The sequence below is a fragment of the Klebsiella sp. A-Nf5 genome, assembly GCF_002810545.1.
Lineage (GTDB): Bacteria > Pseudomonadota > Gammaproteobacteria > Enterobacterales > Enterobacteriaceae > Klebsiella > Klebsiella variicola.
Window position 1 is genome coordinate 157,725 of record NZ_PIOG01000138.1, and the last position, 22,300, is coordinate 180,024.

The window sequence follows — 22,300 nt, forward strand, 5'->3', positions numbered from 1 at the left end:
TTAAGCCGTTAAATTCTGATCCTTCACGTTGTTCTGCGTTTTCTTGCTGCCTTGATACAACGTGAATGATATTGTCTGTCATTTATTTTTTCGCCAGCTCCTGGCTGATAGTCCAGAGTTCCCGGCGTTCTTCACTGCTTAAACCGTGTGTGCGATCGCGAGCTATCAACTCTTCTTGTCGCAGTTCCAGCAGTGAATCAAACATATGATTGAGCGAGTCGGTGAAGGTCTGTTCAGCGATATCTTTATCTGCTATATCGTCCCACATCGACAGTTTTTCAAGGGTTGCGGCCTCTTTTGTGCCGCGATATTGCTCTAAAAGTTGCCCGGTTGTCAGACCAGGCTGCGCCAGACAGCTTTTCACCAGTTCGCTGAACAGGCTAAGCCCTGGCATTTTGCGCGAGTCCAGTCCCTCCAGCGGTGGGACTAACGGCGCCAGATCCGGGTTTTGCACCAGCAGTCCTATCAGTATACGCATGGTCGTGCGTTTTAGCTGTGGTACGGGACGCGGCGCGCCATTTTCAGACTGTTTTGGCATTAAACGTTCAAGCTGTGCGTCATCTAAAATGCCCAGCTTGTTGCCCAGTTCCTGACGCAAATAGATGCGCAGCGTTTCGCCGGGTACCTGAGTGATCAGCGGCAGCGCCAGCGTGCTCAGCTGCGCGCGCCCGTCCGGGGTACTCAGATCGACCTGCGGCAGCAGGCTGTTAAACAAGAACGTGGAGAGCGGCTGAGCCTGCTCCATCCGCGCCTCAAACGCCGCTTTGCCCTCTTTACGCACCAGCGTATCCGGGTCTTCGCCGTCAGGCAGAAACATAAAACGCAGCTGGCGACCATCGGTCATGTACGGTAGCGCCGTCTCCAGCGCGCGCCAGGCGGCATCGCGGCCAGCCCGATCGCCGTCGTAGCAGCAGATGACGTTATTGGTCACCCGAAACAGCAACTGGATATGGTCGGCCGTGGTCGAGGTACCCAGCGAGGCCACGGCATAGTTGATGTCGTATTGCGCCAGCGCTACGACGTCCATATACCCTTCGACAACCAGCAAACGCGGTGGTTCGGGGTTGTCCTGCTGTGCTTCATACAGGCCATACAGCTGGCGGCCTTTATGGAATATGTCGGTTTCCGGGGAGTTCAGATACTTCGGCAGGGCATCGCCCAGCACTCGTCCGCCAAACCCAATCACACGGCCTCGCTTATCGCGGATGGGGAACATCACCCGTTCGCGGAAGCGGTCATAACTGCGTCCCTGATCGTTGGTGACCAGCATGCCGGCATCAATAAGCGACTGGCGGTTTTCTTGATTGCCGCCAAAACGTTTTAAAACGTTATCCCACCCGGGGGGAGCATAGCCGATGGCAAAGCGCGTAATCACCTCGCTGCTTAACCCCCGTTTTGCCAGGTACTGGCGCGCAGGGTCGGCGGCGGGCTGCATCAGAGACTGTTGGTAAAACGCATTCAGACCATCCAGTAACTGGTAGAGATTTTGCCGTTGATGGCGCTCTATCTGGCTGGGTCCGTTGCCTGCTTCATAAGGCACTTCGAGGTTGTGCATGGCGGCCAGCTCTTCGACCGTTTCCACGAACTCGAGCTTGTCGTAGTTCATCAGGAAGTCGATAGCATTGCCGTGCGCCCCGCAGCCGAAGCAGTGGTAAAACTGTTTTTCACCATTGACGGTGAAAGAGGGGGTTTTTTCGTTATGGAACGGACAGCACGCGTGAAAATTTTTGCCCTGCTTTTTCAGCTTTACCCGCGCATCGATCAAATCGACGATGTCGGTTCTGGCAAGCAGATCGCTAATAAATACACGTGGAATTCGTCCAGCCATAAGCCCCGTTATTTCTGATGACTATAAACGAAAATAAGCCGCGCATTCCTTTCGGAAGCACGGCCTTACAACTACAACTCGGTCTGAATTGAGAGCGTCGCTCTCAACAGATTAGTACAGACGAGTACGGCGTGCGTTTTCGCGAGCCAGTTTCTTCGCGTGACGTTTCACTGCAGAAGCTTTAGCGCGCTTACGTTCGGTAGTCGGTTTTTCATAGAACTCACGACGACGAACTTCCGCCAGAACACCTGCTTTTTCGCAGGAACGCTTGAAGCGACGCAGAGCTACGTCGAACGGCTCGTTTTCACGTACTTTAATTACCGGCATGTGCCTCTCACCTTTGATTAATTCGGTTTGCCGCTGGCCGCAATGCCAGCTTATTTCAAAATGGTGCGGAATTTTACTGCAACTACTGCTGCTTTGTAAAGCACCGGCGCCTTTTTTGAAAGGGACTTTTATAAGGGTGAGGAGTATACACGAACAGAGCACCAGGGGTGAGCAAAGTTTTACATCGCCGGTCATTGGACCTACACTGCGCGGTATTGAAGCGAGGTAAAACAACTCATGCGTGTACTGGGCATTGAAACATCCTGCGATGAAACCGGCATCGCGATTTATGACGACCAGCAAGGTCTGTTAGCCAACCAATTGTATAGTCAGGTGAAACTGCATGCGGATTACGGCGGCGTGGTGCCGGAGCTGGCATCGCGCGACCATGTGCGCAAAACGGTGCCGCTGATCCAGGCGGCGCTGAAAGAAGCCGGTCTGACGGCGAAAGATATTGACGCCGTGGCCTATACGGCGGGCCCTGGCCTGGTTGGGGCGCTGCTGGTCGGGGCGACCGTTGGCCGGTCGCTGGCCTTCGCCTGGAACGTGCCGGCGATCCCGGTACACCATATGGAAGGGCATCTGCTGGCGCCGATGCTGGAAGATAACCCGCCGGCGTTCCCGTTCGTGGCGCTGCTGGTTTCCGGCGGCCACACCCAGTTGATTAGCGTCACCGGTATTGGTCAGTATGAACTGCTGGGCGAGTCGATTGACGATGCGGCGGGCGAAGCCTTTGATAAGACGGCGAAACTGCTGGGGCTGGATTATCCCGGCGGACCGATGCTGTCGAAAATGGCCGCTCAGGGCACCGAAGGCCGCTTCGTCTTCCCGCGGCCGATGACCGACCGTCCGGGGCTCGATTTCAGCTTCTCGGGCCTGAAAACCTTCGCCGCCAACACCATTCGTAATAATGGCGACGATGAGCAAACCCGCGCCGACATCGCCCGCGCGTTTGAGGATGCGGTCGTCGATACGCTGATGATTAAATGTCGCCGCGCGCTGGAGCAAACCGGCTTTAAGCGTCTGGTGATGGCGGGAGGCGTGAGCGCCAACCGTACCCTGCGGGCGAAGCTGGCGGAGATGATGCAAAAACGCGGCGGCGAGGTGTTCTACGCCCGCCCTGAGTTCTGTACTGACAACGGCGCGATGATTGCCTACGCTGGCATGGTGCGTCTGCAAACCGGCGCCAAAGCCGAGCTCGGCGTGACGGTTCGCCCGCGCTGGCCGCTGGCCGAGCTGCCTGCCGCCTAACGCCTCCTGAAACAGGCCGACGTCACGTCGGCCTGCCTTCCTGACTACTCCATACTTTTACACAGCGAACAGATCGCTCCCTGATGCTTGTGCGAGTGCATCACGTCCGGGCGCTCATACTCTTCCTCACAGCTAACGCATTGATACACGGTGGTGGAGGCGTTCCCCGCCACGTCATAGCGCGGTTCGGCGATACCGTCATCCACCTGCTTAATATAGTAGCGCCCGCGGGTAAGGATCCCCATCAGCGGGGTCATGACAAAGGCGACGACCAGCGCAATCAGCGGCGAGAACGGTGCCAGCGTCGCGCCCAGCAGGCCGAAGAAGGCGCAGATCGATAGCCCGGCGGCCAGGCCAAAGGAGACCACGCCCACCGGGTTAACGTTGTAGATCATGCCGCGACGATACTCCGGCTGCGCCGGCGCCAGCTTGAGCAGGCCTTTATTAAAGGTGATGTCGGTTGCCACCACCACGACCCAGGCGATGGCGAAGTTGGAGTAAAAGCCGAGGATCCACGACAGGGCGCTGAACATATCGCCTTCCATCAGCGCCAGGGCAATCGCCAGGTTGACCACCACAAAAATAATCCGTCCCGGATAGCGTTTGGTGGTGCGGGTCCAGGCGCTGGTCCACGCCAGCGAGCCGGAGTAGGCATTGGTGACGTTAATTTTGATCTGCGAGATCACCACCAGCACCACCGCCAGCGTCAGGGCCAGCCAGCCGGGCACCAGGTTATCGAAGACGCTGACGAACTGCTGCACTGGTTCGGTATTGTGCACCGCCGGGAAACGGGTCAATAGATAGAAGCCGAGGAAGGCGCCGATGATCTGTTTGATCGCGCCTAACACCACCCAGCCCGGGCCGGCGGAAAAGACCGCCAGCCACCAGCTTTTACGGTTCTCCGCGGTCTTAGGCGGCATAAAGCGCAGGTAATCAATTTGCTCGCCAATCTGCATGATCAGCGACAGGCATACCCCGGCGCCGAGCATGATGGCGGTGATATCCACCGTCGACGCGCTGTTTTTACCGGCGAAATGCAGGAAGCCGTCCACCAGCTGCGGATCTTTGACAATCAGCCACACCACCGGCACCACCATCAGCACCAGCCATAGCGGAGTGGTCCACACCTGCAGGCGGGTCAGGGCTTTCATGCCATAGACCACCAGCGGGAGCACCATCAGGGTGGCGATCAGATACCCCATCCACAGGGGGATCCCGAGGCCCACCAGCAGCCCCTGGGCCATGATCGAGCCTTCAAGGGCGAAGAAGATAAAGGTGAAGCCGGCAAAAATAATGCTGGTGATCACCGAGCCGAAATAGCCGAAGCCGGCGCTGCGGGTGATCAGGTCAAGGTCAATGTTGTAGCGCGCGGCGGTGATCGCCAGCGGAATGCCGGTGAGGAAGATCACCAGCGCCGCCACCAGGATCGAATAGATGGCGTTGCTGGTACCCCAGGCCATACCGATGCTGGCGCCGATGGAAAAGTCGGCCAGGTAGGCGATGCCGCCCAGCGCCGTGACCGCGACGACGCCAGGTCCCCAGCGGCGGAAGCTCAGCGGGGCATAACGCAAGGTGTAATCTTCTAAGGTTTCCCGGGAGCCGGAAGTCCGCGTTGTCGCAGGTAATTCAGGGTTGAGATCCAGTGATGACATAGTCATTCCTTAATGGTTAGGCATGACTTGAATTAGCAAACCTTATGCCATATTGCAGGGCAGGCGTGGCGGGGAGGGTGGTGCAGGGTGATAGAAGAGAGAGCAGGGGCTGCACCATCCGGACGCGCCTGCGCCCGGCTGGTGCAAAAGGTCTATTTGCCGAGCATGCCTTTGTCTTCAAGGAAGGCGATAATGGTGCTCAGGCCGTCGCCCTGCTTCAGGTTGGTGAAGGTCCATGGGCGATCGCCGCGCATACGCTGGGTATCGCTCGCCATCACTTCCAGCGACGCGCCCACATAGGGGGCAAGGTCGGTTTTATTGATCACCAGGAAATCGGATTTGGTGATCCCCGGCCCGCCTTTGCGCGGGATCTTCTCCCCTTCAGCCACATCGATGACGTAGATGGTCAGATCCGCCAGCTCCGGGCTGAAGGTGGCGCTCAGGTTGTCGCCGCCGCTTTCCACGAAGATAAGGTCGAGGTTACCGAATTTTTCGCTCAGTGCTTCCACGGCAGCGAGGTTCATCGAGGCATCTTCGCGGATCGCCGTATGCGGGCAGCCGCCGGTTTCCACACCGACAATGCGTTCAGGCGCCAGCGCGCCCGCTTCGGTAAGGATACGCTGATCTTCTTTGGTATAGATGTCGTTAGTGACCACCGCCAGCTGCCAGGTATCGCGCATCGCTTTGCACAGCGCTTCCAGCAGAGCGGTTTTACCGGAGCCGACCGGGCCGCCGACGCCGACGCGCAGTGGGTGTTTATAAGAATTCATGGCTTCTCCTAGGAACGGAATAATCGGGAGTATTGGGTTTCATGCCGGGCAGAGGCGATGGCGGCGAGCGGGGTGGCCGATCCGATATCGCCGTCCGGCGTGGCCAGCGCGCGGGGCATCTCGGCCGCGTAGTGGTCGCAAAGACGTAAAATCAGCTGCTGGGCGGCCTGCTGGCCGAAGGGCACCAGCTTGACGCCAGCCATCACGGCGCTCTCAATCCAGCTGTAGCCCAGGCTGAGGGCCATCTCGGGCAGCGCGATGCGCCAGCGAACGCCGAGCCAGGCCATCCCGGCGAGCTGGCTTTGCTGGCACAGCGTGCGCCACGGCGGCGGACAGTCCGGCTGCCAGTCGCTCAGCAGACGGGCAAACGCCGCGCCGCGGTTGCGCTCTTCGTCCCGCAGCTCACGGGTTTCCCGGCAGGCCAGCAGATAGGCGGTCCAGCGCTGGGCCGCAGCGATATCGCCTTGTTCGCAGGCGCGGTACAGGCGGGCGAACAGCGGCAGGTCAACGGTAAAAAAGCCCGCCGTCATCTGCCGCCGCTGCCAGCGCTCGAAAGCCGCGACATCCGGTACCCAGCCGGCTTCCACAGCCCACTCCAGCCCCTGGGACCAGCTGTAACCACCTACCGGCAGGTTGCTGCTGGCCAGCTGCATCAGCCGCAGGCGTTGTTCCGCTGTCGACATGCTAGTGGCTGTGAGCGTGGTGGGCATGATGAGCATGATGATGACCGTGGCTTTCGCTGGCGTAAGCGCCGGCTTCCGGCTCGAACGGCAGCTGGCCAAAGGTCACCGTCAGGCCGAACTGGCGCAGCATATCGTCCAGCACGTGATCGTGATGGTAGCGCAGCTCGCCCGGCATGATCTGCAGCGGCACGTGACGGTTGCCGAGGTGGTAGCAGGCCTTCGCCAGCATAAACGGATCGTCGCAGCGCACCACCGACACCCCTTCATCAGCGGCAATCACCTGCACAAACTCGGTGCCTTCTTCGTTGCTGAGCACATCGCCGCCGCGCAGCAGCAGGCCGCGGGGCAGCAGCAGGCCGGCTTCCCGGCCATCGTTGAGGGTGACCTTAACCCGGCTTTTGACGCGAACATCAATCGGCAGCGTAACGCTGGCGGTCGCGGCGCTGGGGATCTCCAGACGTTGAGTTAAATAAAGCATCCGCTCTCCTTAAAACAGAAAATACCGTTGCGCCATCGGCAGAACGTCTGCCGGCTCGCTGGTGATGAGTTCCCCATCCACCCGCACCTCATAGGTTTGCGCGTCGACGGTAATGTTAGGTTGCAGGCTGTTGTGCACCATGTCGGCTTTCTGCACCGTACGGCAGCCTTTCACTACGGCGATCGCACTGTGCAGGTTCAGCCGCTCGGCAACGCCGTTGTCCGCCGCCGCCTGCGACAGGAAGGTAAGGCGGCAGTGATGACGAGCGCTGCCCAGGGCGCCAAACATCGGACGGTAATGCACCGGCTGCGGGGTCGGAATCGAGGCATTGATATCGCCCATCGGCGCGATGGCGATCATGCCGCCTTTGATCACGGTAGCGGGTTTCACACCAAAGAAGGCTGGTGACCAGACCACGAGGTCCGCCAGCTTACCCACCTCAATGGATCCGACTTCGTGCGCGATGCCGTGGGTCAGCGCCGGGTTGATCGTGTATTTGGCGATATAGCGCTTCACGCGGAAGTTGTCGTTATCCCCAGTCTCTTCCGCCAGCGCTCCGCGCTGTACCTTCATGCGGTGCGCCACCTGCCAGGTGCGGAGGACCACTTCCCCGACGCGACCCATGGCCTGCGAATCGGAGGAGGTGAGCGAGAAGGCGCCGAGGTCGTGCAGCACGTCTTCCGCGGCGATGGTTTCCCGGCGAATGCGCGACTCGGCAAAGGCCACGTCCTCGGCAATGTCCGGGTCCAGATGGTGGCAGACCATCAGCATATCGAGATGTTCATCGATGGTGTTGAGGGTGTAGGGCAGCGTTGGGTTGGTGGACGACGGCAAAATGTTCGGATGGGCGCAGGCGGTGATGATGTCCGGCGCATGGCCGCCGCCGGCCCCTTCGGTATGGAAGGTGTGTATGGTGCGCCCGCCGATGGCGGCGAGGGTGTCTTCCACAAAACCGGACTCATTGAGGGTGTCGCTGTGCAGGGCGACCTGAATATCCATTTCATCGGCGACGGTTAACGCACAGTCGATCGCCGCCGGCGTGGCGCCCCAGTCCTCGTGGATTTTCAGGCCAATGATGCCCGCCGCCACCTGCTCGCGCAGGGCATCCGGCTGAGAAACGTTGCCCTTGCCCAGCAGGCCGATATTGACCGGCAGGCTGTCGGCCGCCTGCAGCATGCGTGAGATATACCACGGGCCCGGGGTACAGGTGGTGGCGTGGGTGCCCGCGGCCGGGCCGGTGCCGCCGCCGACCATGGTGGTCACGCCGGAGACCAGCGCCTCTTCCGCCTGTTGCGGACAGATCCAGTGAATATGGGTATCGATCCCGCCGGCGGTGACGATCTTGCCTTCGGCCGCAATCACTTCCGTCGCGGCGCCGATGGGGATGGTGACGTTGGGCTGGATATCGGGATTGCCGGCTTTGCCAATGGCGAAGATTCGCCCGTCCTTCACGCCGATATCGGCCTTGACGATCCCCCAGTGATCGACGATCAGCGCGTTGGTGAGCACCAGGTCGACACAGTCGGCGGCCAGCATTTGTCCCTGGCCCATCCCGTCGCGGATCACTTTGCCGCCGCCGAATTTGACCTCTTCTCCGTAGGTGGTCAAATCATCTTCCACCTCGATCCACAACTCGGTATCCGCCAGGCGCACCTTGTCGCCGACGGTGGGGCCGAACATATCGGCATAGGCCTGGCGTGAAATATTACTCATCAGTTGCCTCCAGAGGGCCCATGACCTCGCCGCGGAAGCCGAAGACGGCGCGGTGACCGGCGAAGGCCACCAGCTCGACCTCGCGTTTCTGGCCGGGTTCAAAACGTACCGCCGTGCCGGCCGGGATATTCAGGCGATAGCCAGTGGCCTGCTGACGGTCGAACTTCAGCGCCGGGTTGACCTCGGCGAAATGGTAGTGCGAACCGACCTGAATCGGTCGATCGCCGTGGTTTTCAACGACCACGCGACAGGTCGCCCGGCCGGTATTCAGGGCTATCTGACCGGGCTTAACGTGATATTCACCGGGGATCATGGCGCTACCTCAGATAATCGGGTTGTGAACGGTGACCAGCTTCGAGCCGTCCGGAAAGGTGGCTTCGACCTGGATATCCGGGATCATTTCCGGGACGCCCTCCATCACCTGCTCGCGGGTCAGGACGTGACGGCCTTCCTCCATCAGTGAGGCCACGCTTTTGCCGTCGCGGGCGCCTTCCATAATAAAAGCGCTGATCAGGGCCACGGACTCCGGATAGTTGAGCTTCAGGCCGCGGGCCAGGCGGCGTTCCGCCACCAGCGCGGCGGTAAACAGCAACAGCTTGTCTTTTTCTCGGGGGGTCAGTTCCATAACGTTCTCTTAAGTCAGCCAGATTCGGGGAAGTACGGGAGACTTGCCGGTGAGATGAGGGCGCAGAAACTGCCAGACGTCGCGCATCACCTGCTGGCAAATCAGATTATCGTCACTGAGGAAACGCACCGTCAGCAGGCGGTCGGTCAGGCTGGCGCCAGCGTAGAGACCGAGCGGTGCCAGCGCATCGCGCACCCCGTCGAGCAGGGCATCGGTAGCCGGATAGCACAGCAAAGTGCCAACCCAGGGACGTTCGGCGACGCTGGACAGCTCTCCCTCCTGCAGGTGCAGGCGCTCAACCAGCAGCGGTATGTCATCCACCCACACTTCCAGCCGGTTGCTGAGGGTGCCGTGGCTGAAGGTTTCGCCAATCACCGGGCGGCCAAGGCAGAGCAGATCCCAGGCCAGCAGCGTGCTGGAGGCGCAAAGATGAAAGGTGGTGGACAGCCGGGCATTCGCCCCGGGAAAGAAGATGGCATCCTGCGGGAGCCACTCCAGGGTCGCCTGCGGGGCGAGCGTCAACTGCTGGCGCAATAGCGCTTGCGCGCCGCTGCTGCGGTAAAACTTGCTGGCGCCAGGCATGGTTATCAGCGTATGGCAGCCGGGGTCAACGTGGACGCTAATTGTCAGCTCATCACCGCCGACGATGCCGCCGGGCGGGTGAAGCAGATAGAGGTGACAGGTCTCTTCTTCCGGGTAAAACGGGCGCTGGACGGTCAGCGGGCCGACGTGTTGGGCGCGGGCGAGAACGGTCTTGCCTCCGGCCTGCTGAAAGCGGAGATCCAGCGTAGCCTGCCAGCCTTTTTTGAGTGGTGGTAACACGGTGCCGTGCAATGTTGCGCCCCTGCAAAATCAAGATAAAACAGCAGCAATGAGTATTGATCGGTGGGTGATTATCCCGGTCATATGAAACGCTTATGTCATCCGTTACCCGGCGCGTCGCGACGGGCGCGAGGGGAAAGCGGCATAACCGCTCTGAATTATTCACCCGGATAATCTTTGCCGTCAATATCCTTATCTGCCGACTGGCCGCGGCGGATAAGGCGGGAGGACGGACCCGTCCGCGATGCCAGCAGGCGGCGGAACTTTTGCTTTTAGTCACGGCTAACGCGTTGTTACAAAAGGGGGATGCGGCGATTACCGCGTATCATGACGACGTGGAGCAAAAGTGCGGGTGAGATGGGTAAACCGGACCGAGGATCCCCCCGGCATGGGGGGCCGGGAGGGGAGATTACTTCTGCTCTGGCGTTTTTTTCTTCTTCACCCGGGGCCAGATTTTGCTCTCCTGGCGACGCCACAGACGCTGAATGTTGTCATGATGGCGCAGGAGGATCAGGCAGGAGAGCATCGACACCGGAAAGGTGTACTGCGGTTTAAACCACCAGACGTAGAAAGGGGCGATAAGCGCGCTGACGATAGCGCCAAGGGACGAGTAGCCGCTGAGCAGGATGGTCAGCAGCCAGGTCCCGGCCATCACCCCGGTCAGATCGAGACCGATGGGCGCGATAGCACCGAAGGCCGTGGCGACGCCTTTGCCACCGCGAAAATGAAAGAAGATGGGCCAGATATGGCCTACGCAGGCGGCAATCGCCACTAACCCCAGCCAGAACGGCGTAAGGCCCAGCGCCCAGGCGCCCCACACCGGGAGCATGCCCTTCAGCACATCAAAAATAAGTACCGCTACGGCCGCCCCTTTTCCGCCAATTCGTAGTACGTTAGTGGCCCCGGGGTTGCCTGAGCCGCTGTCGCGTGGGTCGGGCAGGCCAGCAAGGCGACATACCAGAATGGCGCTGGAAATGGAGCCGCAGAGGTAGGCGAGGAGTACCAGTCCAGGCGCGATTGCACTCATAACGCTGTTCCGTTTTGAAAATGTCGTTGTATTCTCTGCATCTGTGGATAATACGCATAATTCGCCGGAAGTGGTATCCGGTTTAGCTAAAAAGCAGGCAGGGCGTGATGGATATTGTATTTATAGAGCAACTTTCGGTAATCACCACCATTGGTGTTTATGACTGGGAACAAACCATTGAGCAGAAGCTGGTGTTCGATATCGAAATTGCATGGGATAACCGCAAGGCTGCTGCCAGCGATGATGTCAGCGACTGCCTCAGCTATGCTGATATTAGCGAGCGAGTGATCGCGCATGTGGAGGGGGGGAAATTCGCGTTAGTGGAGCGGGTGGCGGAAGAAGTGGCCGACCTGCTGCTGGAAACATTCCAGTCGCCATGGGTGCGTATTAAAGTCAGCAAACCTGGCGCCGTGGCCCGCGCGGCAAATGTCGGTGTGATTATTGAACGTGGCCTTAATCTGAAACAAAACTTTTCAAGTCATACTTGTTAAACAAATTGCGTTTATACCGGTCATAGCATCCGGTCATCAGGCAATTTAACTGGCGATGTTCTTTCAGGACGGTGAGCGAATCCTCGTGTACTCCGTGTACGCTGAGGGGGGCTTGTGCGGTCTGGCTGCCGGGTTGTGTCTGTTGAACGATAGCGTGTTCCTGGTTTTTTTCATTTTACTTTTTAAAGGGTTTAATTGAATGAGCGATATACACTCGCTGCTGGTGGCGGCAATATTGGGTGTGGTTGAGGGGTTGACAGAGTTTTTACCTGTTTCCAGTACCGGTCATATGATTATTGTTGGTCACCTGCTGGGGTTTGAAGGTGATACGGCAAATACCTTTGAAGTGGTTATTCAGCTAGGCTCGATACTCGCCGTGGTGGTGATGTTCTGGCGTCGTCTGTTCGGTTTGATCGGCATCCATTTCGGCAGGCCGCCGGAGCATGAAGGCAAAGGCAGCGGTCGCTTGTCGCTTATCCATATCCTCCTCGGTATGATCCCCGCGGTGGTGCTGGGGCTGATTTTCCACGACACCATTAAATCCTTATTTAACCCGGTAAACGTGATGTACGCCCTGATTGTCGGCGGCGTATTGCTGATTGCGGCGGAAGTACTCAAGCCGAAACAGCCGCGCGCGGTCGGCATTGACGATATGACCTATCGTCAGGCGTTTGTCATCGGCTGCTTTCAGTGCCTGGCGCTGTGGCCGGGTTTCTCGCGCTCCGGGGCAACTATTTCCGGTGGCATGCTGATGGGCGTCAGTCGTTATGCGGCGTCGGAGTTCTCTTTCCTGCTGGCGGTACCGATGATGATGGGCGCCACCGTGCTGGACGTTTACAAGAGCATCGGCTTCCTGAACGCGGGCGATATCCCGATGTTTGCCGTCGGCTTCGTGATGGCGTTTATCGTGGCGCTGATTGCGATTAAAACTTTCCTGCAGCTGATCAAACGGATCTCGTTTATCCCGTTCGCTATCTACCGCTTTATCGTGGCGGCAGCCGTTTACGTGGTCTTCTTCTAAGGCCTGGTGCCCTCAGCCTTGCGGCTGGGGGCAACGTTGTTCCTTCCACTGCGCCACCGCCGCAATTCTCCGCCGCGTCAGCTCTTCGCGAATTTCCACCCCTTTAAATCCCGCCGCCACCACCTCTTTGGTGGAGACCGACAGTGCCACTTCCCATGCCTCCAGCAGCAGACGCCCCTGCGGGTAATCGCTGGCCTCGAAACCGGTGCGTCCGCGGACGTCGGCTTCGCTGGTCAGGGCTATCTGCTGTACGCGCTGCGGTTTGCGCCAGGCGTCAATGCTGTCGAAGAGTTTGACGAGGGTTTTCGGCTGCAGGATCGGCAGGGTGTGGATCAAGTCATGGTACTCCGCCACCAGTTTCGCGAGATCGCGGATATCGTTTGGCACCCGCAGACGCGCGCAGAGCTGTTCTACCAGCTTGACGCCCGCCGGGCCATGGCCGTGGTGACGCGGCCAGAGCGCTTTCGGCGTCAGCCCTTTACCGAGGTCATGACACAGGGTGGCGAAACGCACGTCGACATCCGGCGACAGCATCGCGGCCATCGTGACGGTCATCAGGGTGTGCAGGCCGGTGTCGATTTCCGGGTGCCACTTCGCCGGGGCCGGCACGCCGTACAGCGCGTCAATTTCCGGAAACAGCACCTTAAGAGCCTGGCAGTCGCGCAGCGTCTGGAAAAAGACCTGCGGATTGCGGGTGGTTAACGCGCTTTCCGTCTCTTTCCACACCCGCTCCGGCGTTAAATGCGCCAGCTCACCGGCCTCAACCATTGCATGCATCAGGGCCTGGGTTTCTTCGGCAATGCGAAAGCCCAGATGCGCATAGCGGGCAGCAAAGCGCGCCACACGCAGCACGCGCAGCGGATCTTCGCTAAAGGCGGGAGAGACATGGCGCAGCAGGCGCAGGCGGAGATCGTTTTGCCCGCCGTAGGGGTCGATGATCGTGCCATCGGCATCCTGGGCGAGGGCGTTGACCGTCAGGTCGCGGCGCAGCAGATCGGCTTCAAGGGTGACGTCCGGGGCGGCATAGCAGGTAAAACCGGTATAGCCCGCGCCGGATTTGCGTTCGGTGCGGGCCAGGGCATACTCCTCCCGGCTTTGCGGATGGAGGAACACGGGAAAGTCGCGGCCTACCTGTTGGTAGCCCGCGTCAAGCATCTGTTGCGGGGTGGCGCCCACCACCACCCAGTCTCGGTCTTTGACCGGCAGTCCTAATAGCGCATCGCGCACTGCACCGCCGACCAGATAGCTCTTCACGCCCGATTCTCCCGTATCTGTTTTTCGCAAGATGATACGTAAGTCTGGCAGAGAAGACGAATTAGTTCATCCACCGGTCTTTACGTTTGCGGCTTGGCACCAGATGCGGCAGCACCAGACCCAGCAGCAGACCGACGCCGAGCACGCCGCCGCCGTACATGAACCACTGCATGATAATGGTGCGCTGTTTGTCATCAAGCTGCAGATTCGCCGCATTCACCTTCTTCTGCGCGACCACCAGCTCGTTTTTCAACTTCTGGTTCTCGTCCTTCAGCGCGTTAATCGCGCTGTCGCTGCCGGCGACTTTCTTCTGCATATCCGCCGTGCGCTGGTTCCAGGTGGCGTCGATGTTGTTCAGTTTATCAGTCAGCGTTTTGACCTGGTTTTCCAGATCCGGGACGCGGGTGCGCAGGCTGGGCTCATTGCTCAGTTCTTTCAACGGGATCCAGGCGGTACGGCCATTGCTGTCGCGGACCTGCGCGTAACTGGTGCTGTCGTTTGTCTGCAGCACAGACACTTCTTCCCCGGCGTTGATGGTGCCGACCAGACGATAATTATCGCCCGGGCCGCTGCGAACCCAGGTGTTCAGCTCATCGGAAACGTAGCGCTTTTCTTCTGCGTGAACCGCCGTAGCGGCGCTAAGCGCGAGCAAAGTAAAAGTAATCAGGCGTAATTTTGGCATCAGGTCATCGTTTGGTCATAAAAAGTGGAACGATAGTAGAGGCATCGCCAGAGCGACGCAAAGTTTTCCACCACAATCGGAATCATCCAGGAGGTGGCCCGGCAAAAAGCGCGTTGCATGGCGATTCGCCGCAAAATACTATCTACTGACAAAAAATATCGTCGTAAGTTCGCCGCAATTTGTCGGCGCAGCACAGAAGCGGAAGAATTCAGTCATGGCTCAAGAAATCGAACTCAAGTTTATCGTCGCTCAGAATGGGGTAGAGACGCTGCGCGAGCAGCTCAATGCGCTCGAGGCGAAACATACGCCTGCGGGCCAGTTACTGAACATTTATTACGAAACCGCCGATAACTGGCTGCGTCGTCACGATATGGGGCTGCGCATCCGCGGCGACCAGGGGCGTTATGAAATGACGCTGAAAATCGCCGGTCGGGTGGTGGGGGGACTGCACCAGCGTCCGGAATACAACATTCCACTGGATAAACCGGAGCTGGCGCTTGAGCGTCTGCCGGCGGAGGTCTGGCCGCAAGGCGAGCTTCCGGCCGCGCTGGCGGAGCATGTCCAGCCGCTGTTCAGCACTGATTTTGCCCGTGAACGCTGGGTGATACAGGAAGGGAATAGTGAGATTGAGATCGCCCTCGATCGCGGCGAAGTGAAGGCTGGCGAACATCAGGAGCCGATCTGCGAGCTGGAGCTGGAGCTGCTTGCCGGGGAGACCGCCGATCTGCTGCGCCTTGCGCACCGTCTGCTGGAGAGCGGCGTACTGCGCCAGGGGAGCCTGAGCAAGGCTGCACGCGGGTATCATCTGGCGCAAGGCAATGGCGAGCGTCCCGTCACCTCGCTGACGTTGCTAACGGTGCCGGCGAAGGCCAGCGTGGAGCAGGGGCTGGAGGCGGCGCTGGAGAGCGCCCTGGCGCACTGGCTGTATCACGACGAAGTATGGCTGCGCGGCAATGCGAAAGCCAAAGCGGAAATCCTGCTGGCGTTAGCCCGCGTGCGCCATGCCCTCGTGCTGTTCGGCGGCATCGTGCCGCGTAAGGCGACCACCCAGCTTCGCGCCTTGCTGAACGATGCCGAAGCCGTTCTGCTGGCCGCGGACACCGCCGACGAGGCGTTATTCCGCACCGAGGTCGTCGGCGCCAAACTGGCTCTGACCGAATGGCTGGTCCAGCGCGGCTGGCGTCCGTTCCTCAACGAGGCGGGAGAGAAAAAAATAGCCGGATCTTTCAAACGCTTTGCCGATATTAACCTCTCGCGGGTGGCGGCCGAGCTGCGCAGCGCCGTGCAACATCTGGCGGTCGAAGATGCCGCCGACCAGTTGCCGAAACTGTCCCGTGACATCGACAACGTCCAGCTGCTGGCGGGCGCCTATGGCGACGCCGTCGCGCCGTGGCTGGAGAACTGGCAGGAGCTTCACCGTGCAATAGAACATGACGATCGCAGCGTCTTTGAATATTTCCGTCGCCAGGCGCTGGCTGCCGAGCCGTTCTGGCTGCATAGTGGAAAACGATAATTTCAGGCCAGGGAGCCCTTATGATGCCGCTTTCTCCGCAATTACAGCAGCACTGGCAGACGGTCGCTGACCGTCTGCCAGCGGATTTTCCCGTTGCCGAACTGAGCCCACAGGCCAGGTCGGTAATGGCGTTCAGCGATTTTGTCGAACAGAGTGTGATCGCCCAGCCGGGCTGGCTGAATGAGCTTGCGGACTCCTCGCCGGAGGCGGAAGAGTGGCGGCATTACGAGGCCTGGCTGCAGGATCGCCTGCAGGCCGTCACTGACGAAGCGGGGTTGATGCGAGGGCTGCGTCTCTTCCGCCGTCAGATGATGGTCCGCATCGCCTGGGCGCAGGCGTTGTCGCTGGTGAGCGAAGAAGAGACTCTGCAGCAGCTGAGCGCGCTGGCGGAGACGCTGATTGTCGCCGCCCGCGACTGGCTGTACGCCGCCTGCTGTAAGGAGTGGGGAACGCCATGCAATGCCGAGGGCCAGCCGCAGCCGCTGCTGATCCTCGGGATGGGAAAGCTGGGCGGCGGCGAGCTGAACTTCTCTTCCGATATCGATCTGATCTTTGCCTGGCCTGAGCATGGCGCCACCCGCGGCGGCCGCCGCGAGCTGGATAACGCCCAGTTCTTTACCCGTCTGGGGCAGCGGCTGATCAAGGCCCTTGACCAGCCAACGCAGGACGGCTTTGTCTATCGGGTTGACATGCGCCTGCGGCCGTTTGGCGACAGTGGACCGCTGGTGCTCAGCTTTGCGGCGCTGGAAGATTATTACCAGGAGCAGGGTCGGGACTGGGAACGCTATGCGATGGTGAAAGCGCGGATCATGGGAGATAACGACGGCGTGTACGCCAGCGAGCTGCGCGCGATGCTCCGTCCCTTCGTCTTCCGCCGCTATATCGACTTCAGCGTGATCCAGTCGCTGCGTAACATGAAAGGCATGATCGCCCGCGAAGTGCGGCGCCGCGGGCTGAAAGATAACATCAAGCTCGGCGCCGGCGGGATCCGCGAAATTGAGTTTATCGTTCAGGTCTTTCAGCTGATCCGCGGTGGTCGCGAACCTGCGCTGCAACAGCGCGCCCTGCTGCCGACGCTGGCGGCGATTGATGAGCTACATCTGCTGCCGGAAGGCGACGCGGCGCTGCTGCGTGAGGCCTATCTGTTCCTGCGCCGGCTGGAAAACCTGTTGCAAAGCATCAACGATGAGCAGACCCAGACTCTGCCGCAGGATGACCTTAACCGCGCCAGGCTGGCGTGGGGGATGCATACCGAAGACTGGGAGACGCTGAGCGCGCAGCTGGCGAGCCAGATGGCCAACGTGCGGCGAGTGTTTAATGAACTGATCGGCGATGATGAGGATCAGTCCCCGGATGAGCAGCTGGCCGAGTACTGGCGCGAGCTGTGGCAGGATGCGCTGGAAGAAGATGACGCCAGCCCGGCGCTGGCGCATTTAAACGATACCGACCGCCGCAGCGTGCTGGCGCTGATTGCCGATTTCCGCAAAGAGCTGGATCGGCGCACCATCGGCCCGCGCGGCCGCCAGGTGCTGGATCAACTGATGCCGCATCTGCTGAGCGAAATCTGCTCGCGTGCCGATGCGCCGCTGCCTCTGGCGCGGATCACGCCGCTGTTGACCGGCATCGTCACCCGCACCACTTATCTTGAACTGCTGAGCGAATACCCCGGCGCGCTGAAACACCTGATCACGCTCTGCGCGGCGTCGCCGATGGTCGCCAGCCAGTTGGCGCGCCACCCGCTGCTGCTGGATGAGCTGCTGGATCCCAACACCCTCTATCAGCCGACGGCGACCGATGCCTATCGCGACGAGCTGCGCCAGTACCTGCTGCGTGTGCCGGAAGAGGATGAAGAGCAGCAGCTGGAGGCGTTGCGCCAGTTTAAGCAGGCGCAGCAGCTGCATATCGCGGCGGCGGATATCGCTGGCACCCTGCCGGTGATGAAGGTCAGCGATCACTTAACCTGGCTTGCCGAAGCGATCCTCGATGCGGTGGTGCAGCAGGCATGGGGGCAGATGGTGGCTCGCTATGGCCAGCCGACCCACCTGCACGATCGCCAGGGGCGCGGCTTTGCCGTCGTCGGCTACGGTAAGCTCGGCGGTTGGGAGCTGGGCTACAGCTCCGATCTCGATCTGGTGTTCCTCCATGACTGCCCGGCGGAGGTGATGACCGACGGCGAGCGGGAGATTGACGGCCGTCAGTTCTACCTGCGGCTGGCCCAGCGGATCATGCATCTGTTTAGCACCCGTACCTCGTCCGGTATTCTCTACGAAGTGGATGCCAGGCTGCGCCCTTCTGGCGCGGCCGGGATGCTGGTCACCACCGCCGACGCGTTTGCTGACTATCAGCAGAACGAAGCCTGGACGTGGGAACATCAGGCGCTGGTGCGCGCCCGCGTGGTCTATGGCGACCCGGCGCTGCAGGCGCGCTTTGACGCCATTCGTCGCGATATTCTGACCACCCCGCGGGAGGGCGCCACCCTGCAGACCGAGGTTCGCGAGATGCGCGAGAAGATGCGTGCCCACCTTGGCAACAAGCATCCCGATCGTTTTGATATCAAAGCCGATGCCGGTGGGATCACGGATATTGAATTTATTACCCAGTATCTGGTCCTACGCTATGCCAGCGACAAGCCGAAGCTGACCCGCTGGTCTGATAACGTGCGTATTCTCGAGCTGCTGGCGCAGAACGACATCATGGACGAGGAGGAGGCGCGCGCCTTAACGCATGCGTACACCACCTTGCGTGATGCGCTCCATCATCTGGCCCTGCAGGAGCTGCCGGGACACGTGGCGCCAGAGGCCTTCAGCCGGGAGCGTGAGCAGGTCAGCGCCAGCTGGCAGAAGTGGCTGATGGCTTAACTATAAAATCGGGTGTGCTATTATCGCGCGCAAAGTTTGCGTCTCGCAGGAGAGAGTCATGAAAGTAACGCTGCCGGAGTTTGAACGTGCAGGAGTGTTGGTGGTGGGTGATGTGATGCTGGACCGCTACTGGTACGGCCCCACCAGTCGTATTTCCCCGGAAGCCCCGGTGCCGGTGGTGAAGGTGGAAAATATCGAAGAACGTCCTGGCGGCGCGGCAAACGTAGCGATGAACATCGCCTCCCTGGGGGCAACGTCGCGCCTGGTGGGATTGACCGGGATTGACGATGCTGCCCGCGCGCTGAGCCAGGCGCTGGCCAATGTGAATGTGAAGTGCGACTTCGTCTCCGTTCCGACTCACCCGACCATCACCAAGCTGAGGGTGCTGTCGCGCAATCAGCAACTGATCCGCCTCGACTTTGAAGAGGGCTTCTCCGGCGTGGATCCGCAGCCGATGCACGAGCGCATTCAGCAGGCGCTGGGATCCATTGGCGCGCTGGTCCTCTCGGACTACGCCAAAGGGGCGCTGACCAGCGTCCAGACCATGATCGCGCTCGCACGTGAAGCGGGTGTGCCGGTGCTGATCGATCCGAAAGGCACTGATTTCGAACGCTACCGCGGCGCGACGCTGCTCACCCCGAACCTCTCTGAGTTTGAAGCGGTGGTGGGCAAGTGTCAGGATGAAGCGGAGATCGTTGAACGCGGCATGAAGCTCATCGCTGAATTTGAACTGTCGGCGCTGCTGGTGACGCGTTCTGAGCAGGGGATGACGCTGCTGCAGCCGGGGCGTCCGCCGCTGCATATGCCGACCCAGGCACAGGAAGTGTACGACGTGACCGGCGCTGGCGACACGGTGATTGGCGTGCTGGCGGCGACCCTGGCGTCCGGCAACACCCTGGAAGAGGCCTGCTATTTCGCTAACGCCGCGGCGGGCGTGGTGGTCGGCAAGCTGGGGACCTCCACCGTTTCCCCTGTCGAGCTGGAAAACGCGGTCCGCGGCCGGGCTGAGACCGGCTTTGGCGTGATGAGCGAAGAGGAACTCAAACAGGCGGTTGCGGCGGCGCGCAAGCGCGGCGAGAAAGTGGTGATGACCAACGGGGTCTTCGACATTCTGCATGCCGGCCATGTCTCCTATCTGGCGAATGCGCGCAAGCTGGGCGACCGTCTGATCGTGGCGGTTAACAGCGATGCCTCAACCAAACGTCTGAAAGGCGAAACCCGCCCGGTGAACCCGCTGGAGCAGCGGATGATCGTGCTGGGGGCGCTGGAGGCCGTCGACTGGGTGGTCTCCTTCGAAGAAGACACCCCGCAGCGACTGATTGCCGGCATCCTGCCGGACCTGCTGGTCAAAGGCGGCGATTATAAGCCGGAACAGATCGCCGGCAGTGAAGAGGTCTGGGCTAACGGCGGTGAAGTGCTGGTGCTCAACTTTGAAGATGGCTGCTCGACCACCAATATTATTAAGAAAATACAAAAAGATAGCGACAAATAAGCTTTCCGCTATTCACCGGCTTGTACGGTGAAGCATCACGGCCCACGATGGAGATATCGCGGGCCGTTTTTATTTAATCATGTGGAAAATGATTTAGCGCAATAAATAATCATGTTAAGCGCATTTTTCGTACAAATCGCGTTAAGGTAAGCGTAAATACTGAAGTAAGTAAAAGGCATATGACTGATCAGAACATCCACCGCTGAAGGAGTATGCGCATGAACCATAACGATATGTATTCAATGAAGAATTTTGATTTTTTGGCGCGGAGTTTCGCCAGAATGCACGCGCAAGGCCAGCCAGTTGATCTTCAGGCCATTGTCGGCAATATGGATGAAGAGCATCGTGAATGGTTTTGCCAGCGTTATGAACTTTACTGTCGTCAGGTGAACAGCCCGGCGGAAGCCGCACACTAAGCCAAACGCAAAACGGGCCCCAAGGGGCCCGTTTTTTACGGCTGCTCTTCGCTGCCAGGCGTCGCTGCCGGGCGGTTTTCGAGGTCATTCAGACGCTGCTCCAGCAGCGCCAGTTTTTCGCGGGTCCGCAGCAAAACCTGAGTCTGTACGTCAAACTCTTCGCGGCTGACCAGATCCAGGCGGGTCAGCTGCGACTGCAGCGCCTGGCGGATTTTCTTCTCAACATCCTCACCCAGATCGCGAAGTCCTTTTGGCATCGACTCATGGACCTGGCGGGCGATTTGTTCAATTTTTTTCGGGTCAATCATGGTGGTTTCCTGCTCGGGTCGGATGATTGATCATTGTAGTGCGAACCAGGCCGCCTATAAACCAGAAATGTTTGAAGCTTATGCATTGCCGAGGATAGTCAATAGCGTTATAGTTATCTCGCTTATTCTCAGGGCGGGGCGAAATTCCCCACCGGCGGTAAATCAACCATTGCGTTGAAAGCCCGCGAGCGCTTCCCGTGACTACGGGAAGGTCAGCAGATCCGGTGTAATTCCGGGGCCGACGGTTAAAGTCCGGATGGGAGAGAGTAACGGCACAGTCGGGCCCAGGCCCGCTCGCGTTGACTTTTGCCGCTAAACCGGCGCTCCTAAGACTGCCCTGATTCTGGTAACCATAATTTTAATGAGGTTTTTTTACCATGAATCAGACGCTCCTTTCTTCTTTTGGTACCGCTTTTGAACGTGTGGAACACGCTTTGGACGCCCTGCGCGAAGGTCGCGGCGTGATGGTACTTGATGATGAAGACCGTGAAAACGAAGGCGATATGATCTTCGCCGCCGAAACCATGACCGTTGAGCAGATGGCGCTGACCATTCGTCACGGCAGCGGCATTGTGTGCCTGTGCCTGACCGACGATCGCCGCAAACAGCTGGATCTGCCGATGATGGTGGAGAACAACACCAGCGCCTACGGCACCGGCTTTACCGTGACCATCGAAGCGGCCGAAGGTGTGACCACCGGCGTCTCCGCTGCCGACCGCGTGACCACCGTCCGCGCGGCCATCGCCGACGGCGCGAAACCTTCCGATCTCAACCGTCCTGGCCACGTCTTCCCGCTGCGTGCGCAGCCGGGTGGCGTACTGACCCGCGGCGGCCACACCGAAGCCACTATCGATCTCGTGACCCTGGCTGGCTTTAAACCGGCAGGCGTGCTGTGCGAGCTGACCAATGACGATGGCACCATGGCGCGCGCGCCGGAGTGCATCAAGTTCGCTCAGCAGCATAATATGGCGGTGGTCACGATTGAAGATCTGGTGGCCTATCGTCGCGAACATGAGCGTAAAGCCAGCTAAATAGTGGTTCGCTACGCCTGAGCACAGCCCACTTTTTAGTGGGCTGTGTTGTTTCTGC

24 protein-coding genes, 1 pseudogene and 1 riboswitch are annotated in these 22,300 nt (G+C 59.7%); of the genes and pseudogenes, 9 read left to right on the plus strand and 16 right to left on the minus strand.

Going from position 1 to position 22,300, the window contains the following annotated elements; genetic code table 11:
• Nucleotides 1–82 precede the first annotated feature (82 nt).
• Nucleotides 83–1,828 (minus strand): DNA primase, encoded by a 1,746-nt coding sequence (gene dnaG, locus CWM53_RS14755; protein ID WP_061153271.1) that lies wholly within the window; start codon nucleotides 1,826–1,828, stop codon nucleotides 83–85.
• A 111-nt stretch (nucleotides 1,829–1,939) separates the two neighbouring features.
• Entirely contained in the window at nucleotides 1,940–2,155 is a 216-nt protein-coding gene (rpsU, locus tag CWM53_RS14760) for a 30S ribosomal protein S21 (RefSeq protein ID WP_001144069.1), read from the minus strand.
• Nucleotides 2,156–2,392: 237 nt separating this feature from the next.
• Here rpsU and tsaD point away from each other — a divergent pair, with 237 nt between their 5' ends.
• Nucleotides 2,393–3,406, plus strand: a complete 1,014-nt coding sequence (gene tsaD / locus CWM53_RS14770; protein WP_008806537.1) for a tRNA (adenosine(37)-N6)-threonylcarbamoyltransferase complex transferase subunit TsaD — start codon at nucleotides 2,393–2,395, stop codon at nucleotides 3,404–3,406.
• 44 nt (nucleotides 3,407–3,450) lie between these two features.
• Here the strand turns inward: tsaD and CWM53_RS14775 are convergent, their stop codons facing one another.
• The 8 genes from CWM53_RS14775 to CWM53_RS14810 form a co-directional block, all read right to left on the minus strand.
• A complete protein-coding gene (locus CWM53_RS14775; RefSeq protein ID WP_100631760.1) occupies nucleotides 3,451–5,058 on the minus strand; it encodes a purine-cytosine permease family protein in 1,608 nt (535 codons plus the stop codon).
• A 152-nt stretch (nucleotides 5,059–5,210) separates the two neighbouring features.
• A complete protein-coding gene (ureG, locus tag CWM53_RS14780) occupies nucleotides 5,211–5,828 on the minus strand; it encodes an urease accessory protein UreG (RefSeq protein ID WP_002916877.1) in 618 nt (205 codons plus the stop codon).
• An 8-nt stretch (nucleotides 5,829–5,836) separates the two neighbouring features.
• On the minus strand, nucleotides 5,837–6,511 hold the full coding sequence (locus tag CWM53_RS14785) for an urease accessory protein UreF (RefSeq protein WP_100676274.1): 675 nt from the start codon (nucleotides 6,509–6,511) through the stop codon (nucleotides 5,837–5,839).
• 1 nt (nucleotide 6,512) lies between these two features.
• Nucleotides 6,513–6,989 (minus strand): urease accessory protein UreE, encoded by a 477-nt coding sequence (ureE, locus tag CWM53_RS14790; RefSeq protein WP_100676275.1) that lies wholly within the window; start codon nucleotides 6,987–6,989, stop codon nucleotides 6,513–6,515.
• Between the two features lie 9 nt (nucleotides 6,990–6,998).
• Entirely contained in the window at nucleotides 6,999–8,702 is a 1,704-nt protein-coding gene (gene ureC / locus CWM53_RS14795; RefSeq protein WP_100730008.1) for an urease subunit alpha, read from the minus strand.
• Nucleotides 8,695–9,015: an urease subunit beta gene (locus tag CWM53_RS14800; protein WP_061153276.1), complete on the minus strand. Its 321-nt coding sequence runs from the start codon at nucleotides 9,013–9,015 to the stop codon at nucleotides 8,695–8,697. Before CWM53_RS14800 ends, ureC begins: the two co-directional genes overlap by 8 nt.
• 9 nt (nucleotides 9,016–9,024) lie before the next feature.
• Nucleotides 9,025–9,327 carry an urease subunit gamma gene (locus CWM53_RS14805; RefSeq protein ID WP_002916871.1) on the minus strand — a complete coding sequence of 101 codons (303 nt, stop codon included), beginning with the start codon at nucleotides 9,325–9,327 and terminating at the stop codon, nucleotides 9,025–9,027.
• A 9-nt stretch (nucleotides 9,328–9,336) separates the two neighbouring features.
• Nucleotides 9,337–10,161 carry an urease accessory protein UreD gene (locus CWM53_RS14810; RefSeq protein ID WP_100730007.1) on the minus strand — a complete coding sequence of 275 codons (825 nt, stop codon included), beginning with the start codon at nucleotides 10,159–10,161 and terminating at the stop codon, nucleotides 9,337–9,339.
• Between CWM53_RS14810 and CWM53_RS31965 the strand changes: the two are divergent.
• Nucleotides 10,151–10,234, plus strand: a pseudogene (locus CWM53_RS31965) (short-chain dehydrogenase); the annotation flags it as partial. The gene CWM53_RS14810 and the pseudogene CWM53_RS31965 sit on opposite strands and share 11 nt — an antisense overlap.
• 73 nt (nucleotides 10,235–10,307) lie before the next feature.
• Here CWM53_RS31965 and CWM53_RS32225 read toward each other — a convergent pair.
• Entirely contained in the window at nucleotides 10,308–10,403 is a 96-nt protein-coding gene (locus CWM53_RS32225; RefSeq protein WP_319823390.1) for a hypothetical protein, read from the minus strand.
• Nucleotides 10,404–10,558: 155 nt separating this feature from the next.
• Nucleotides 10,559–11,176, minus strand: a complete 618-nt coding sequence (plsY, locus tag CWM53_RS14820) for a glycerol-3-phosphate 1-O-acyltransferase PlsY (protein WP_061153279.1) — start codon at nucleotides 11,174–11,176, stop codon at nucleotides 10,559–10,561.
• Nucleotides 11,177–11,283: 107 nt separating this feature from the next.
• Between plsY and folB the strand changes: the two genes are divergently transcribed.
• A complete protein-coding gene (folB, locus tag CWM53_RS14825; protein ID WP_032733826.1) occupies nucleotides 11,284–11,667 on the plus strand; it encodes a bifunctional dihydroneopterin aldolase/7,8-dihydroneopterin epimerase in 384 nt (127 codons plus the stop codon).
• A gap of 199 nt (nucleotides 11,668–11,866) precedes the next feature.
• On the plus strand, nucleotides 11,867–12,688 hold the full coding sequence (bacA, locus tag CWM53_RS14830) for an undecaprenyl-diphosphate phosphatase (protein ID WP_061153280.1): 822 nt from the start codon (nucleotides 11,867–11,869) through the stop codon (nucleotides 12,686–12,688).
• A 12-nt stretch (nucleotides 12,689–12,700) separates the two neighbouring features.
• Here the strand turns inward: bacA and CWM53_RS14835 are convergent, their stop codons facing one another.
• Entirely contained in the window at nucleotides 12,701–13,942 is a 1,242-nt protein-coding gene (locus CWM53_RS14835; protein ID WP_100631764.1) for a multifunctional CCA addition/repair protein, read from the minus strand.
• Between the two features lie 61 nt (nucleotides 13,943–14,003).
• Complete coding sequence (locus CWM53_RS14840) at nucleotides 14,004–14,624, minus strand: TIGR04211 family SH3 domain-containing protein (RefSeq protein WP_008806527.1); 621 nt, start codon at nucleotides 14,622–14,624, stop codon at nucleotides 14,004–14,006.
• Nucleotides 14,625–14,838: 214 nt separating this feature from the next.
• Between CWM53_RS14840 and CWM53_RS14845 the strand changes: the two genes are divergently transcribed.
• From CWM53_RS14845 to hldE, 3 genes are read left to right on the plus strand one after another with little or no spacing between them, the layout of a single operon-like run.
• Entirely contained in the window at nucleotides 14,839–16,137 is a 1,299-nt protein-coding gene (locus CWM53_RS14845) for an inorganic triphosphatase (RefSeq protein WP_100730006.1), read from the plus strand.
• Nucleotides 16,138–16,157: 20 nt separating this feature from the next.
• Nucleotides 16,158–18,995, plus strand: a complete 2,838-nt coding sequence (gene glnE, locus CWM53_RS14850) for a bifunctional [glutamate--ammonia ligase]-adenylyl-L-tyrosine phosphorylase/[glutamate--ammonia-ligase] adenylyltransferase (RefSeq protein ID WP_165785081.1) — start codon at nucleotides 16,158–16,160, stop codon at nucleotides 18,993–18,995.
• A 58-nt stretch (nucleotides 18,996–19,053) separates the two neighbouring features.
• Nucleotides 19,054–20,487: a bifunctional D-glycero-beta-D-manno-heptose-7-phosphate kinase/D-glycero-beta-D-manno-heptose 1-phosphate adenylyltransferase HldE gene (hldE, locus tag CWM53_RS14855; RefSeq protein ID WP_008806524.1), complete on the plus strand. Its 1,434-nt coding sequence runs from the start codon at nucleotides 19,054–19,056 to the stop codon at nucleotides 20,485–20,487.
• A 77-nt stretch (nucleotides 20,488–20,564) separates the two neighbouring features.
• Here the strand turns inward: hldE and CWM53_RS31065 are convergent, their stop codons facing one another.
• Nucleotides 20,565–20,714 carry a hypothetical protein gene (locus CWM53_RS31065; protein WP_032431268.1) on the minus strand — a complete coding sequence of 50 codons (150 nt, stop codon included), beginning with the start codon at nucleotides 20,712–20,714 and terminating at the stop codon, nucleotides 20,565–20,567.
• Here CWM53_RS31065 and glgS point away from each other — a divergent pair.
• A complete protein-coding gene (glgS, locus tag CWM53_RS14860; protein WP_004205248.1) occupies nucleotides 20,706–20,903 on the plus strand; it encodes a cell surface composition regulator GlgS in 198 nt (65 codons plus the stop codon). The two genes, CWM53_RS31065 and glgS, sit on opposite strands and share 9 nt — an antisense overlap.
• A gap of 35 nt (nucleotides 20,904–20,938) precedes the next feature.
• Here the strand turns inward: glgS and ubiK are convergent, their stop codons facing one another.
• Entirely contained in the window at nucleotides 20,939–21,211 is a 273-nt protein-coding gene (ubiK, locus tag CWM53_RS14865; RefSeq protein ID WP_064166321.1) for a ubiquinone biosynthesis accessory factor UbiK, read from the minus strand.
• Nucleotides 21,212–21,331: 120 nt separating this feature from the next.
• A riboswitch (FMN riboswitch) is annotated at nucleotides 21,332–21,483 on the plus strand.
• 105 nt (nucleotides 21,484–21,588) lie between these two features.
• On the opposite strand from ubiK, the gene ribB reads away from it, so the two are divergent.
• The gene (ribB, locus tag CWM53_RS14870; RefSeq protein ID WP_061153284.1) at nucleotides 21,589–22,242 is read left to right on the plus strand and encodes a 3,4-dihydroxy-2-butanone-4-phosphate synthase; all 654 of its coding nucleotides are present in this window, start codon (nucleotides 21,589–21,591) and stop codon (nucleotides 22,240–22,242) included.
• The last annotated feature ends 58 nt before the right edge of the window (nucleotides 22,243–22,300 follow it).